This is a genomic window from Mesorhizobium sp. M0808, from assembly GCF_040320025.1.
Taxonomy (GTDB): Bacteria; Pseudomonadota; Alphaproteobacteria; order Rhizobiales; family Rhizobiaceae; genus Mesorhizobium.
The window spans coordinates 86,226-99,373 of record NZ_JAMYOX010000017.1; the positions used below are offsets into that span (position 1 = coordinate 86,226).

The window sequence follows — 13,148 nt, forward strand, 5'->3', positions numbered from 1 at the left end:
GATGGCAAGCCTTGAACTGCGAAACATCGTCAAGCGCTATAAAAGCCAGACTGTTCTCGACAATCTGTCGCTGACCGTCGCCGACGGCGAAACGCTGGTCCTGTTCGGGCCGTCCGGCGCCGGCAAGACCGTGCTGCTGCGGCTGGTGGCCGGCGTCATCGACCCCGACGAGGGAAAGATACTCATCGGCGGCGAGGACATGACCGATCTCGACGCCGAGTTCCGCGGCGTCGGCATGGCATTTCAGAACTTCGCGCTGTTCCCGCATATGACGGCGTTCGATAACATTGCGACGCCGCTGCAGGCGAAGCACTCATCGCAAGGCACGATAAAGACCGGCGTCGAGAGCGTCGCCAAGCTGTTGAAAATCGGCCATGTGCTCAGCCACAAGCCGCGGGCGCTGTCCAATGGCCAGAAGCAACGCACCGCGCTTGCCCGCGCCCTGGTCGGCTCGCCGCCGCTGCTGCTGCTCGATGATCCCTTGCGCAACGTCGATGCCAAATTGCGCTTCGAAATGCGGCTGGAATTGCCAAGACTGCTGGCGGATCGTGGCGCGACCGTCATCTATGTCACCCAGGACTACAAGGAAGCGATGGCGCTCGGCGACCGCATCGCGGTGATGTCGCAGGGCGTCGTCAAACAGCTCGGCACGCCCGAGCAGATCTATCGCGAGCCGGCCAACGTCGAGATTGCCCGGCTGTTCGGCGACCCGACCATCAACCTTCTGGACGTCAAGCCGGCGCGGGACGCCAAGGGCATCTATGTCGGCCTGTCCAACGTCCAGGTCCATCTTGCCGGCGCGCATGAGGCGGCGGTCGGCCGCGACTGCGTGATCGGGCTGCGGCCCGAGGCGCTGGCGTTTGTCGATGAACGCACGCCCGGCGCCATCCCGGTGACGGTCGAGGCCGAGACGCCGCTCAACGAGAAGATCGTCACGCTGGTGCGCACCGTGCGCGGCCGTGAAATCCTGGTTTCGCGTCCGTCCGGGACACCGGGCCAATCCGAGGGCAAGGTCTACATCGCCGTCGACAGCAAAAGCGCCCTTTTGTTCGATCGCACAAGCGGCGAGCGCATCGGCTCGAAAAACGTCGTCAATTTGCGCAGCGGAGAAGCGGCATGAGCCCGACCGCAATCACCATTTCGGGCGTCGACAAGTTCTACGGTCCGATCGACCGTGGCGTACACGCCGTCAAGAACCTGACGATGGAAATCGCCAAGGGCGAGATCGTGGCGCTGCTCGGCTCGTCCGGCTGCGGCAAGACCTCGACATTGCGCATGATCGCAGGCTTCGAAGAGGTCTCGCGGGGTAGCATCTCGGTTGCCGGCCGCAAGGTGCACACGTTGCCGCCGGTCAGGCGCAACGTCGCAATGGCCTTCGAGGGCTATTCGCTCTACCCGCCGCTGACCGTGCGCGAGAACATGGCCTTCGCCCTCAAGGCCGCCAGGCTGGCGAAGAGTGCGGTCGATGCAAAGGTTGCCAACATCGCCAAGCTGCTCGAGATCGAGGACATTCTCGAGCGCTATCCGAGCTCGATCTCCGGCGGCCAGCAGCAGCGCGCCAGCCTCGGCCGGGCGCTGATCCGCGAGGCCGACCTGCATCTGCTGGACGAGCCGATGGGCCAGCTCGAGCCGCAGCTTCGCGCCGTGCTGCGCGGCCGCATCAAGCATTTCATCAAGGAGCGTGGCCTGACCGCGATTCTGGTCACCCACGACCAGACCGAGGCCAATGCGCTGGCCGATCGCATCGCTGTCATGGAGGGCGGCGTGCTGCAGCAGTTCGATACGCCTGACAGGCTCAAGGAGCGGCCGGCAAACCTGTTCACCGGCACCTTCGTTGGCGAGCCGCCGATGAATGTCTTCGAGGCCTATGTCGGCACGGCTGCCGGCAAGATCAGTCTCAAGCTTCCCGACGGGCTTTCGCTCCACTACGACAAGGATGCCTTCAGCGGCCCGGTTCGCGACGAATTGCTCAACCGGCAGCGCGTCGTCATCGGCGTCAGGCCCTATGCGGTCCGCCGCTCCAAGGATGGTGTGCCGGCGACGGTTTCGGCCAATCAATGGCTCGGCGACCAGACCCATATCGCCGCCGATTTCGCCGGCGGTTCGCTGGTCCTGGTCGAACATGACCGAACCCGCTTGGAGCTTGGCGCGCCGATCAAGATCAGCATCGATCCGAAAAACCTTCACGTCTTCGATCAGGCGAGCGGCAATGCCATTTCGCACGGCACGGAGCTTGCTTGATGCAGGATGTGCTGATCGGCATCGACGCCGGCACGTCTGTCATAAAATCCGTCGCCTTTGACACGGCGGGCAGGCAGATCGCGTCCGCCGCGCTGCCCAATAAATACGAGACACTGCCGGGCGGCGGCGCCGAGCAGGACCTGACACGCACCTGGGCCGATACCGCGACGACCTTGCGCGAGCTTGCCGACAAGGTGCCGGATCTCGCCAGCCGGACCATTGCCATCGCCGTGACCGGGCAGGGCGACGGTACCTGGCTGATCGACAAGGATGGCGAGCCGGTTGCCAAGGGCTGGCTGTGGCTCGACGCGCGCGCTGCCGCGGTCGTCGAGGAGATCCGCGCGCGGCCGGAGGACCGGCTGCGCTTCGAAAAGACCGGCAGCGGGCTCGCTGCCTGCCAGCAGGGATCGCAGTTCGTGTTCATGAAGCGCCACATGCCCGCGATGCTTGCCAATGCAGCGACGGCGTTCCACTGCAAGGACTGGCTCTATTTCAAGTTGACCGGCCACCGCGCCACCGACCCGTCCGAGGGCACCTTCACCTTCGGCGACTTCCGCACGCGCGGCTATTGCGATGATGTGCTCGAGGTACTCGGCGTCACCGATCTCCGGCATCTGTTGCCGCCCATCGTCGATGGCACCAGGCAAAGCACCTCGCTGTCGGTGGCAGCAGCCGATGCGACCGGCCTGCTCGCCGGCACACCGGTCGTTCTGGCCTATGTCGATGTCGCCTGCACGGCGCTCGGCGCCGGCCTGTTCGATCGCGAACGCAAGCCGGGATGCTCGATCATCGGCTCCACCGGAATGCATATGCGGCTTGCCGAAACGCCGGACGAGGTTCTGCTCAACGAGGCTGCAACCGGCTACACGATGACGATGCCGGCACCCGGCGTCTTTGCGCAGATGCAGTCGAACATGGCGGCAACGCTCAATATCGACTGGGTCCTTGGCCTCGCTTCCGGCATTCTCGCCTCGCAAGGTATTACGCGGACCAATGGCGAGATGATCGCGCTGGTCGACCAATGGATATCGTCGTCCGAGCCAGGCTCGCTGCTCTACCAGCCCTATGTCTCGGAGGCCGGCGAGCGCGGGCCGTTCGTCGATGCCAATGCCAGGGCCGGCTTCATCGGCATTTCGTCCAGGCACGGCTATGCCGACATGGTCCGCGCGGTGTTCGAGGGGCTGGCTTTCGCGGCACGCGATTGCTACGCCGCCATGGGGCCGCTGCCCAAGGAAATCCGCCTGACCGGCGGAGCGGCCAGGAGCCCGGCTCTGCGCAAGATCCTGGGTGCTGCGGTCGGCGCCGACATTCGCACCAGCGAGCGCGAGGAGGCCGGTGCTGCGGGCGCCGCAATGATTGCTGCGGTCTGCGTCGGCCAGTACGCATCGATGGACGATTGCGTCAGTGAATGGGTCACGCCTTTGCTCCGTGCGGCCGAGCCCAGCGACCGGAAACTTGCCGGTGCCTATGAGGCGATGGCTCCGTCCTACACATTGGCGCATGAGGCGCTGCGGCCGGTCTGGCGTTCGATGGCCGCGTCCAGGCAAACTGACGTGAATTGAGAAGAGCATGCCCAAGAAAATTGCGATCATCGGCGACCGCTTCATGCTTCCGGAAGTGTTTCGCGAGAAAATCGAGGCGGCCTGCGGCGACAACCTCGACATCCGCAGCATTGAGACCGCTTGGCCCGACGAGCCGATGCAATTCGGCAATGCCGCGCTTGGTCTGGACAAGGTCAAGGAGTATTTCGGCGATCCCGACGAGGTGGTGGATTTCATCGGCGACGCCGAAATCTTCGTCACCCAGCTTGCGCCGCTCTCCGAAAGCATGATGCAGCGCCTGCCCACGCTCAAGCTGGTTGCGGTCTCGCGCGGCGGACCTATCAACATCGACATGGCCGCCGCCAAGGCCCACGGCATCACCGTGGTCAATGTGCCCGGCCGCAATGCCAGCGCCGTAGCCGAGTTCACCATCGGCGCCATTCTCGCCGAAACGCGGCTGATCCGCGTCGGCCACGAAGCCTTGCGCAAGGGCGAGTGGCGCGGCGATCTCTACCGCGCCGATCGTACCGGCCGCGAGCTCAACGAAATGACCGTCGGCGTCATCGGCTACGGCAATATCGGCACCAGGCTGGTTCGGCTGCTGCGCGCCTTCGGCTGCCGCATCCTGGTCTGCGATCCCTATGTGCAATTGAGCGCCGAGGACCGCAATGCCGGCGTCGAGCTGGTTGCGCTGGACGATCTGCTGTCGCGCTCCGATGTGGTCACGCTGCACTCCCGGGTCACCGAGGAGACGCGCGGTCTGATCGCCAAGGACACCATCGCCCGGATGAAACCCGGCGTGATCTTCGTCAATACCGCGCGCGGACCGCTGGTCGACTACGATGCGCTCTACGAGGCGCTCGTCTCGGGGCAGATCGGCAGCGCTATGCTGGAGACGTTCGCCGTCGAGCCGGTGCCTGCCGACTGGCCGCTGTTGCAACTGCCGAACGTGACGCTGACGCCGCATATCGCCGGCGCGTCGGTACGCACCGTGACCTACGCGGCCGAGCAGGCGGCCGAGGAAGTGCGCCGCTTCATCGCCGGTCTGCCTCCGGTCAATCCATGCTGACGACAGGGCATAGAGCGAGATGAGCGGTGAAACCGAAATCGTCGACCTCTTCGTCATCGGCGGCGGCGTCAATGGCGCCGGGATCGCGCGCGATGCGGCAGGCCGGGGCCTGTCGGTCATTCTTTGCGAAAAAGACGATCTCGCCGAGGGCACCAGTTCGCGATCGGGAAAGCTCGTTCATGGCGGTTTGCGCTATCTCGAATATTACGAGTTCCGCTTGGTGCGGGAGGCGCTGATCGAACGCGAGGTGCTGCTCGAATCCGCGCCGCACATCATCTGGCCGATGCGCTTCGTGCTGCCACACAGCCCCGATGACCGGCCGGCCTGGCTGGTCCGGCTCGGCCTGTTCCTCTACGACCATCTTGGCGGCCGCAAGCGGCTGCCGGCCACGCGTACGCTCGACCTGCGCACCGCGCCCGAAGGCGCGCCGATCAAGGACGCCTTCAAGCGCGGCTTCGAATATTCCGACTGCTGGGTCGACGACGCCCGCCTGGTCGTCATCAATGCGCTCGACGCCGCGGAGCGTCGGGCCAGGATATTCACCCGCACTGCCTGCACCGCCGCCCGCCGCGAAAACGGCCTGTGGTCGGTGGAGATGCGCGACGGTCGAACCGGCGTCAGGACCACAGTCCGGGCACGGGCGCTGATCAACGCCGCCGGACCCTGGGTCAACGACGTCATCAACCGCGTCGCCGGCCAGAATTCCAGGCGCAACGTGCGCCTGGTCAAGGGCAGCCACATCGTTGTGCCGAAATTCTGGGAAGGGCGGCAGGCCTATCTCGTTCAGAACAGCGACAAGCGGGTGATCTTCATCAATCCCTATCAGAACGATCTGGCGCTGATCGGCACCACTGACATTCCCTATGAAGGGCGGCCGGAGGACGTGACCGCCGATGCGAGCGAGATCGATTACCTGATCAAGGCAGTCAATCGCTACTTCAAGCGCCAGCTCGCACGAAGCGACGTCGTCTACTCGTTTTCCGGCGTCAGGCCGCTCTATGACGACAATGCCGACAATCCGAGCGCGGTGACCCGCGATTACATATTCGAACTCGACGCACCGGCTGGGCAGGCGCCGCTGCTTTCGGTCTTCGGCGGCAAGATCACCACCTTCCGCAAATTGGCCGAGCACGCGCTCGACCGTATCGCCCCGTTCTTTCCGAAAATGGGCAAGCCGTGGACCTCGAAAGGGCACCTGCCGGGCGGCGATATCGCCAATGCCGATTTCGAGCAGTTTCTGGGCGACCTCGGCCATGAATTTCCCTGGATGCCGGCATCGCTGGTCAAGCATTACGGCAGGCTCTACGGCACAAGGACGCGCGATCTGGTCGGCGCGGCCACCTCGCTCGCCGAACTGGGCCGGCGCTTCGGCAAGGATTTTTTCGAGCGCGAAGCCAATTACCTGTTCGAGCATGAATGGGCCGAGACCGCCGCCGATATTCTCGAAAGGCGCACCAAGCACGGCCTGCATCTGTCCGCCGCGGAAAGAACCGCCTTCGAGGACTGGTGCTCGAGCCGGCTGGCAAAGGCCGGCTGATGGCCTTTACGCTTTCGCTCAACACCAATCCGCTGGTCAACCGCTTTGCGGAGCCGGACGACCTGATCGACGCGATCGCCTATCAGATCGGTATCAGGGACGTCCAACTCACCCATGAATTCGTCAATCCCGGCTGGCCGGCGGCGACGATCGCCAAATTCGTCCGCCTGTTCCGCTCCGCGCTCAACCGCACCGGTGTGCGCGTGACCTCCGCGATGACCGGCCCTTACGGCCGGCTCAATCATTTCGGCCATCCCGATGCCGACGTGCGGCGCTACTACGTCGACTGGTTCAAGACCTTTTCAGAAGTTTCGGCCGAGCTCGGCGCCGCGGGCATGGGCACGCAATTCGCGATCTTCACCCACCGGGACTACGACAATCCTGAACGTCGCGCGCGGCTTTTCGACATCGCGCTGGAATGCTGGCGCGAGGTCGCCGAGCATGCCAAAGCAGCCGGCTTGACCTACCTGTTCTGGGAGCCGATGTCGGTCGGCCGCGAATTCGGCCATACGATCGAAAGCTGCCGGGCACTGCAGCGCGAGATCGAAGCGGCCGGCATGGCCGTCCCGCTCAAGATGATGGTCGACATCGACCATGGCGACGTGACCTCGAGCAATCCGGCGGACACCGACCCTTATGCCTGGGCCGAAGCCTTTCCCAGGCAATCGCCGATCATCCACGTCAAGCAGTCGTCGATGAACAAGGGCGGCCATTGGCCGTTCACTGCGACCTACAACAACGACGGCCGTATCACGCCGGAAAAGCTCCTTCAGACAGTGCGTCGCGGCGGCGGCGTCGACAACGAGATCTGCCTGGAATTGTCGTTCCGCGAGCGCGAGCCCGTCGACCACGAGGTCATCGCCATGATCCGCGAGTCGGTCGACTACTGGGCACCATTTATCGAGACCGGCAGGGCCGATCTCTTGCCGCGAGCATGATCGGATGAGCAGGAGCTGAGGCAGCTCCTGCTCAGAACCGGAATACGTCAGCCAAATTTCGGATCGAGGCTTCCAGACTTGTAGCGCTTGGCCATTTCCGACAGCGGCAGCGGCTTGATCTTCGGTGCGTTGCCGGCGGTGCCGAACTGCTCGAAGCGCTCCTTGCACAGCTTCCGCATCGCGGCCATTGCCGGCGTCAGATATTTGCGCGGATCGAATTCGCTCGGGTTCTCGGTCAGCACCTTGCGGATTGCGCCGGTCAGCGCCATGCGGTTGTCGGTATCGATATTGATCTTGCGCACCCCGTGCTTGATGCCGCGCTGGATCTCTTCGACCGGCACGCCCCATGTCGGCTTCATCTGGCCGCCATATTTGTTGATGATCTCCTGCAACTCCTCTGGCACCGAGGACGAGCCGTGCATGACGAGATGCATGCTCGGCAGACGGCGGTGGATTTCCTCGATGACGTTCATGGCCAGCACAGCGCCGTCCGGCTTGCGGCTGAACTTGTAGGCGCCGTGGCTGGTGCCCATGGCGACGGCCAGCGCATCGACACGGGTGTCGCGCACGAATTGTTCGGCCTGCACCGGGTCGGTCAGCAGCTGGTCGTGGCTGATGACGCCCTCGACGCCATGGCCGTCTTCCTGCTCGCCGCCGCCCATCTCAAGCGATCCAAGGACGCCGATCTCGCCTTCCACCGAGACGCCGCCCCAATGCGCCATGTCGACGACGCGGCGGGTGATGCCGGAATTATAGGCGTAGTCGGCCGGCGTCTTGCCGTCTTCCCTCAGCGATCCGTCCATCATCACGGAGGTGAAGCCGTGCTGGATCGCGGTGACGCAGGTCGCTTCGTTGTTGCCATGGTCGAGATGCATGCAGACCGGGATATCGGGATGGATTTCGACCAGCGCGTCGATCAGCTTGGCCAGCACCACATCGTTGGCGTAGGCTCGCGCGCCGCGGCTCGCCTGCAGGATAACCGGCGATTTGGTCTCCTCGGCTGCCTCCATGATGGCGAGGCCCTGTTCCATATTGTTCATGTTGAAGGCAGGCACGCCGTAGCCGTATTCGGCGGCATGATCGAGCAATTGTCTCAGTGTGATGCGAGCCACTCAGTAGTCTCCCGTATCCGGTTTCGAGCCAGTGTTTGCGGGCCGTTCGGTTGTCGTCGAGCCCCTGATGCTTCTGGCCGGATTTCCGCGGCACCGCAACCGCTGGGCGCTCGGCCGGCAGCAATTCTTGTTACAGGACGCGACCAGAAGCGTCATGACATCCCATAGAGATATAACATTATCACAAAAAATTTGGTGGCTTGTGCAACGTTTGCTGTTATATCTCGGAACCGGATTGCACGAGGAAGCCGCGGAAATGAAGAGCGACGGCCGTCGGCAAGGCATCATGGATTTTCTGATGGACATCGGCACCGCCAGTGTCGACGATCTTGCCTCACGCTTCGGCGTGTCAAAGATGACTGTCCACCGCGACCTCGACGAGCTCGAGGAAAGCGGCTTCCTGCGCAAGGTGCGCGGCGGCGCCTCGATCCAGCCGAGCAGCCTTTTCGAGAGCGATTTCCGCTACCGCCAGCGGCTGGCCGGCGACGAGAAGAAGCGCATCGCCGCCGCTGCCGTGACGATGATCGAACCGGGTCAGACGGTGATCATCGACGACGGCTCAACCGCGGGCGGCGTTGCTCGGCATCTTGCCGATCTGCGTCCGCTGACGGTAATCTCGAACAATCTGGCTGTCATCCAGGATTTGGCGGGCGTTGCCGGCATCAACCTGATTGCGCTCGGCGGCCAATACAACAAGAAGTTTCACGGCTTCTTCGGCCTGCTCGCCGAGGACACGCTGAAATCATTGCGCGCCGATGTCGCGTTCCTGTCGTCATCGGCCATCCATGGTGCCTCTGCCTTTCACCAGGATCAGGAAGTGGTCCAGACCAAACGGCTGATGATGGCCGCAGCAGCGCGCAAATATCTGCTGGTCGATCATGGGAAATTCGGCCGCACTGCCTTGCACTTCCTGACAGATCTCAAGGCCTTTGACACGGTCTTCACCGGCCGCGAGCCGCAGCCGCAGATGCGCGTCGCGCTGGATGGTGCCGGCGTTTCGCTGACAGTGATCGCAGAATAGGAGGGCACGTATGGTTTATTGGGTCGGCACCAGCTGGAAAATGAACAAGACGCTCGCCGAGGCGTTGGCTTTCGCCGAGGCGCTGGCGGAGTTCGTCCCCGGTTTCGACGAGTGCATCCAGCCTTTCGTCATCCCGCCCTTCACGGCGATCCGCGAGGTCAAGAAAGCGCTGTCGCCGACGCGCATCAAGGTCGGCGCGCAGAACATGCATTGGGCCGACGCCGGTGCCTGGACCGGCGAGATCTCGCCGGTCATGCTGAAAGACTGCGGGCTCGACATGGTCGAGCTCGGCCACAGCGAACGGCGCGAGCATTTCGGCGAGACCGACAAGGCTGTCGGGCTGAAGACTGCGGCGGCGGTGAAGCACGGTCTCGTGCCACTCATCTGCGTCGGCGAGACCTTGGCTCAACGCGACAGCGGGCAGGCCGCTGCGGTGCTGGCCTTGCAGGTGCACGGCGCGCTGCAGTTTCTCGAAGGCGCGGCGAAGGCGGCGACGATCCTGTTTGCCTATGAGCCCGTCTGGGCGATCGGCGACAAGGGCGTGCCGGCCAGTTCGGACTATGCCGACAGCCAGCAGGCGCTAATCAAGAAAATCGCACGCGACCTGCTGCCGGTGGTGCCGCCGGTGCTTTATGGCGGCAGCGTCAATCCGCAAAATGCCGCCGAACTGGTCGGCCAGCCCAACATCGACGGCTTGTTCATCGGCCGCTCGGCCTGGCAGGCGGACGGCTATATCGACATCCTCAAGCGCGCCTCGGCGGCGATCTGAATCATCAAACAGGAAGGAAACGGAACATGAAAATTGCCATTGGAGCTGATAGCGCCGGCAAGCCGCTGCTCGACGTCATTGCCGCTCACCTCGCTACCAAGCCCGGCCTCACGGTTAGCGACCTCAGCCAGTCGGGCTACTATGCCGACCTGTCACAGAAGCTCGCGCAGACCATCCTGGACGGCGAAAACGATCGCGGCATCCTGTTTTGCGGCACCGGCATCGGCGTATCCATATCCGCCAACAAGGTGCCCGGCATTCGCGCCGCACTCACCCACGACACCTATTCGGCCGAGCGCGCGGCAAAATCCAACAACGCCCAGATCATCACCATGGGCGCGCGCGTCATCGGCCCGGAACTGGCCAAGTCGATCGTCGATGCATGGCTTGCATCGGAATTCGATGAGAAGGGACCATCGGCCGGCAATGTCCAGGCGATCGACAGGCTCGACGCGGCGAAGCGGGGTTAAGCCAGACTGTTCCACATCGCTCTGATGATCGTCACGGCCGATGCGGCGCCGGGGTCCATATGCCCGAGCGAGCGCTCGCCGAGCCGCGATGATCGGCCCTTGGCGGCGATCATGTCCTTGGTCGCCTCGGCACCTCGTTCGGCCGCTGCAAGTGCAGCCTCCAGGCTCTCGGACAGGCTCGTGCCGGCTTGCTGCGCGGCACCCGCTGCTTGCGCCGCCGGCAGCCAGGCGTCGACCATGGTCTTTTCGCCGAGCTCGGCCTTGCCGCGATCCTGGATGCCTTGCGCCATCGCCCGGAGCATGGCGATGATGTCAGCGTCCTCCAGAATTGCCTTGCCTTTGACGGCGGCGGCACCGCGCATGAAGGCGGTCGCATAGAGTGGGCCTGACGAGGCGCCGACCGCGTTGAGGAAGGATTTCGCCGCAGTGTTGAGCAGCGCCGTCGGCTCGGTCGCCGCGAGGTCAAGTTGCGCTAGTGCATCGCGCGCAGCAGTGAAGCCTAGTGCCATGGCGATGCCATGGTCGGCGTCGCCGATGACGCCGTCGAGTTGGCAGAGCCTGTCCTTGTCGGCGTCGATCGCCGCCGCGATCTCATCGAACATTCTTTTCAAGCCGACTGAACCGATCGAGGTCATGATGCTTTCTCAGCCGGCGCGGAACATGGCGCAGTCGCAAGGATGATCGAGCATCGCCTGCAACTCGCCGTCGAGATGCATCAGCGTCACCGAGGCGCCGGCCATTTCGAGCGAGGTGCAGTAATTGCCGACCCAGGTCGCATGGACGGAAATACCGACGTCATCCAGCCTCTGCTTGACGCGTCGGTTCATGATGTAGAGCTCCATCAACGGCGTCGAGCCGAGCGAATTGACCAGAACGGCGACCTTATCGCCGCGCGCCGGCGCCATCTCGTCGAGGACCTTGTCCAGCATTTCGTCGGTGATCTCGTCGGCCGTTTTCAACTTTCCGCGCGCGATGCCTGGCTCGCCATGGATGCCCATGCCGATCTCCATCTCGTCCGGTCCGATCTCGAAATTGGGCCGGCGGGTCTGCGGCAGCGAGCAGGGCGACAGCGCCACGCCCATGGTGAAGGTGTGATCGTTGGCCTTCCTGGCGATACGCTCGCATTCATCGAATGACAGCATCTGGTCGCATGCGGCACCGGCGGCCTTGAAGATGAAGAAATTGCCGGCGACGCCGCGCCGCTTCTGCCTCTGGTCGCGCGGCGCCGAGGCGACATCGTCGGTGGTCAGCACGGTGCGCACCTCGATGTCGTCCATTGCCGCCATTTCGGCGGCCATGTCGAAGTTCATCACGTCGCCGGCATAGTTGCCGTACATGAACAGCACGCCGGCGCCACCGCTGGCCGCCTTGGCGCATTCGAGGATCGGGTGCGGCGGCGGCGAGGCGAAGACATTGCCGATCGCGGCGGCGTCGGCCAGCCCCTTGCCGACGAAGCCGAGGAAGGTCGGCTCATGGCCCGAGCCGCCGCCGATGACAAGGCCGACCTTGTCTGGGCGCGGTCCGTCGCGGGCGATAATGGCGCGCGGACTGCCGTCCGCGCTTCTGAGGTGGCGCGGATGCGCGGCCAGAATACCCTCCAGCATCTCGTCGACGGAGCGATTGCCGTCATTGATGATCTTCTTGGTCTGCACCGGCATCCTCCTGCTTCGTGAGATACTACAGCGCCTTACCGGGATTTCCACCCGGCGGTGGAGGTTTCACGCCGCGATGTGTTCGCGTGCTGCCAGCAGTTGCATGCAGGCACTGGCCGCCTCTTTGCCCTTGACCTTGAAATGCTCGAAGAAGAAGCGGTGATGGTCCGCGCTGTCATGGTAGTTGTGCGGCGTCAGCACCGCCGAAAGCACCGGCACGCCAGTCGACAATTGCACATTCATCATGCCGTCGATGACCGCGCTTGCAACAAACTCGTGCCGGTAGATGCCGCCATTGACGACGAACGCGGCGCCGAGGATAGCGGCATAGCGGCCGGTCACGGCAAGCGTCTTTGCATGCAGGGGAATCTCATAAGCGCCAGGCACATCGAAGACATCGACGGCAAAGCGTTTCTCTCCGAGAACCGCCAGTTCCGCCTCGAATGCTTCAACGCATTGGTCGACGATATCGGCATGCCAACGCGCGCGAATGACGGCAACGCGGATCGTTTCATAGTCGTTGTGGGAATGCTGATTCATGGGTCCATCCTTCCGTTTCGAACCAGAATCAGGACGCACGATACGGAGTCCGAACCGCGAAAGCGGACCGTCTTCCATTTCGTTCTCTTCCATCCGGACTGTGACCGTCGGCTCCGGAATCACACCGGATCTGCTGACCCCTCCGGCTAACCGGAAAGCGCTCGCGGGCTTGGGCCGAGACCCTTACCGCCGGTGGGGACTTTCACCCCGCCCTGAGAACATTGACGGCGTTTGTATGGAAGGGCCGGAAAGCGCTGT

At 63.6% G+C, this 13,148-nt stretch carries 13 protein-coding genes and 1 riboswitch; of the genes, 9 read left to right on the forward strand and 4 right to left on the reverse strand.

Translation table 11 applies throughout. From position 1 onward, the window contains the following. Position 1: 1 nt before the first annotated feature. From NKI25_RS20075 to NKI25_RS20100, 6 genes are read left to right on the forward strand one after another with little or no spacing between them, the layout of a single operon-like run. The gene (locus NKI25_RS20075; protein ID WP_023676024.1) at positions 2-1,120 is read left to right on the forward strand and encodes an ABC transporter ATP-binding protein; all 1,119 of its coding nucleotides are present in this window, start codon (positions 2-4) and stop codon (positions 1,118-1,120) included. Then, a complete protein-coding gene (locus tag NKI25_RS20080; protein ID WP_352621084.1) occupies positions 1,117-2,241 on the forward strand; it encodes an ABC transporter ATP-binding protein in 1,125 nt (374 codons plus the stop codon). The genes NKI25_RS20075 and NKI25_RS20080 overlap by 4 nt, the downstream gene beginning before the upstream one ends. Beyond that, on the forward strand, positions 2,241-3,803 hold the full coding sequence (locus NKI25_RS20085) for an FGGY-family carbohydrate kinase (RefSeq protein ID WP_352590274.1): 1,563 nt from the start codon (positions 2,241-2,243) through the stop codon (positions 3,801-3,803). Before NKI25_RS20080 ends, NKI25_RS20085 begins: the two co-directional genes overlap by 1 nt. A 7-nt stretch (positions 3,804-3,810) precedes the next feature. After that, a complete protein-coding gene (locus NKI25_RS20090; protein ID WP_352621088.1) occupies positions 3,811-4,851 on the forward strand; it encodes a 2-hydroxyacid dehydrogenase in 1,041 nt (346 codons plus the stop codon). Positions 4,852-4,870: 19 nt separating this feature from the next. Next, on the forward strand, positions 4,871-6,388 hold the full coding sequence (locus tag NKI25_RS20095) for a glycerol-3-phosphate dehydrogenase (RefSeq protein WP_352782093.1): 1,518 nt from the start codon (positions 4,871-4,873) through the stop codon (positions 6,386-6,388). Continuing rightward, entirely contained in the window at positions 6,388-7,326 is a 939-nt protein-coding gene (locus NKI25_RS20100) for a sugar phosphate isomerase/epimerase family protein (protein WP_023676019.1), read from the forward strand. The genes NKI25_RS20095 and NKI25_RS20100 overlap by 1 nt, the downstream gene beginning before the upstream one ends. Positions 7,327-7,373: 47 nt before the next feature. Here NKI25_RS20100 and fba read toward each other — a convergent pair whose 3' ends face one another. Next, positions 7,374-8,438 carry a class II fructose-bisphosphate aldolase gene (gene fba / locus NKI25_RS20105; protein ID WP_023676018.1) on the reverse strand — a complete coding sequence of 355 codons (1,065 nt, stop codon included), beginning with the start codon at positions 8,436-8,438 and terminating at the stop codon, positions 7,374-7,376. A gap of 256 nt (positions 8,439-8,694) precedes the next feature. On the opposite strand from fba, the gene NKI25_RS20110 reads away from it, so the two are divergent. Genes NKI25_RS20110 through derI form a run of 3 tightly spaced genes read left to right on the forward strand, consistent with a single transcriptional unit; the run spans position 8,695 to position 10,698 of the window. Next, positions 8,695-9,459: a DeoR/GlpR family DNA-binding transcription regulator gene (locus NKI25_RS20110; RefSeq protein WP_352621091.1), complete on the forward strand. Its 765-nt coding sequence runs from the start codon at positions 8,695-8,697 to the stop codon at positions 9,457-9,459. A gap of 10 nt (positions 9,460-9,469) precedes the next feature. Further along, complete coding sequence (locus NKI25_RS20115) at positions 9,470-10,228, forward strand: triose-phosphate isomerase (RefSeq protein ID WP_352621093.1); 759 nt, start codon at positions 9,470-9,472, stop codon at positions 10,226-10,228. Positions 10,229-10,254: 26 nt separating this feature from the next. Continuing rightward, positions 10,255-10,698 carry a D-erythrulose-4-phosphate isomerase gene (gene derI / locus NKI25_RS20120; RefSeq protein ID WP_023676015.1) on the forward strand — a complete coding sequence of 148 codons (444 nt, stop codon included), beginning with the start codon at positions 10,255-10,257 and terminating at the stop codon, positions 10,696-10,698. On the opposite strand, the gene dhaL is transcribed toward derI, so the two are convergent. From dhaL to NKI25_RS20135, 3 genes are all read right to left on the reverse strand, one after another. Next, the gene (gene dhaL / locus NKI25_RS20125) at positions 10,695-11,333 is read right to left on the reverse strand and encodes a dihydroxyacetone kinase subunit DhaL (protein WP_352999167.1); all 639 of its coding nucleotides are present in this window, start codon (positions 11,331-11,333) and stop codon (positions 10,695-10,697) included. The genes derI and dhaL overlap by 4 nt on opposite strands. Positions 11,334-11,342: 9 nt before the next feature. Then, positions 11,343-12,350, reverse strand: a complete 1,008-nt coding sequence (locus NKI25_RS20130) for a dihydroxyacetone kinase subunit DhaK (protein ID WP_352621097.1) — start codon at positions 12,348-12,350, stop codon at positions 11,343-11,345. A gap of 66 nt (positions 12,351-12,416) precedes the next feature. After that, positions 12,417-12,890: a 6,7-dimethyl-8-ribityllumazine synthase gene (locus NKI25_RS20135; RefSeq protein WP_352621099.1), complete on the reverse strand. Its 474-nt coding sequence runs from the start codon at positions 12,888-12,890 to the stop codon at positions 12,417-12,419. A gap of 77 nt (positions 12,891-12,967) precedes the next feature. Continuing rightward, positions 12,968-13,114, reverse strand: a riboswitch (FMN riboswitch). Positions 13,115-13,148: the final 34 nt, after the last annotated feature.

Excerpts from the sequence above, each read along its gene's own strand:
- NKI25_RS20075 (WP_023676024.1), top strand. The coding sequence starts at position 2 with ATGGCAAGCCTTGAACTGCGAAACATCGTCAAGCGCTATAAAAGCCAG.
- NKI25_RS20080 (WP_352621084.1), top strand. The coding sequence starts at position 1,117 with ATGAGCCCGACCGCAATCACCATTTCGGGCGTCGACAAGTTCTACGGT.
- NKI25_RS20085 (WP_352590274.1), top strand. The coding sequence starts at position 2,241 with ATGCAGGATGTGCTGATCGGCATCGACGCCGGCACGTCTGTCATAAAA.
- NKI25_RS20090 (WP_352621088.1), top strand. The coding sequence starts at position 3,811 with ATGCCCAAGAAAATTGCGATCATCGGCGACCGCTTCATGCTTCCGGAA.
- NKI25_RS20095 (WP_352782093.1), top strand. The coding sequence starts at position 4,871 with ATGAGCGGTGAAACCGAAATCGTCGACCTCTTCGTCATCGGCGGCGGC.
- NKI25_RS20100 (WP_023676019.1), top strand. The coding sequence starts at position 6,388 with ATGGCCTTTACGCTTTCGCTCAACACCAATCCGCTGGTCAACCGCTTT.
- NKI25_RS20110 (WP_352621091.1), top strand. The coding sequence starts at position 8,695 with ATGAAGAGCGACGGCCGTCGGCAAGGCATCATGGATTTTCTGATGGAC.
- NKI25_RS20115 (WP_352621093.1), top strand. The coding sequence starts at position 9,470 with ATGGTTTATTGGGTCGGCACCAGCTGGAAAATGAACAAGACGCTCGCC.
- derI (WP_023676015.1), top strand. The coding sequence starts at position 10,255 with ATGAAAATTGCCATTGGAGCTGATAGCGCCGGCAAGCCGCTGCTCGAC.
- dhaL (WP_352999167.1), bottom strand. The coding sequence starts at position 11,333 with ATGACCTCGATCGGTTCAGTCGGCTTGAAAAGAATGTTCGATGAGATC.
- NKI25_RS20135 (WP_352621099.1), bottom strand. The coding sequence starts at position 12,890 with ATGAATCAGCATTCCCACAACGACTATGAAACGATCCGCGTTGCCGTC.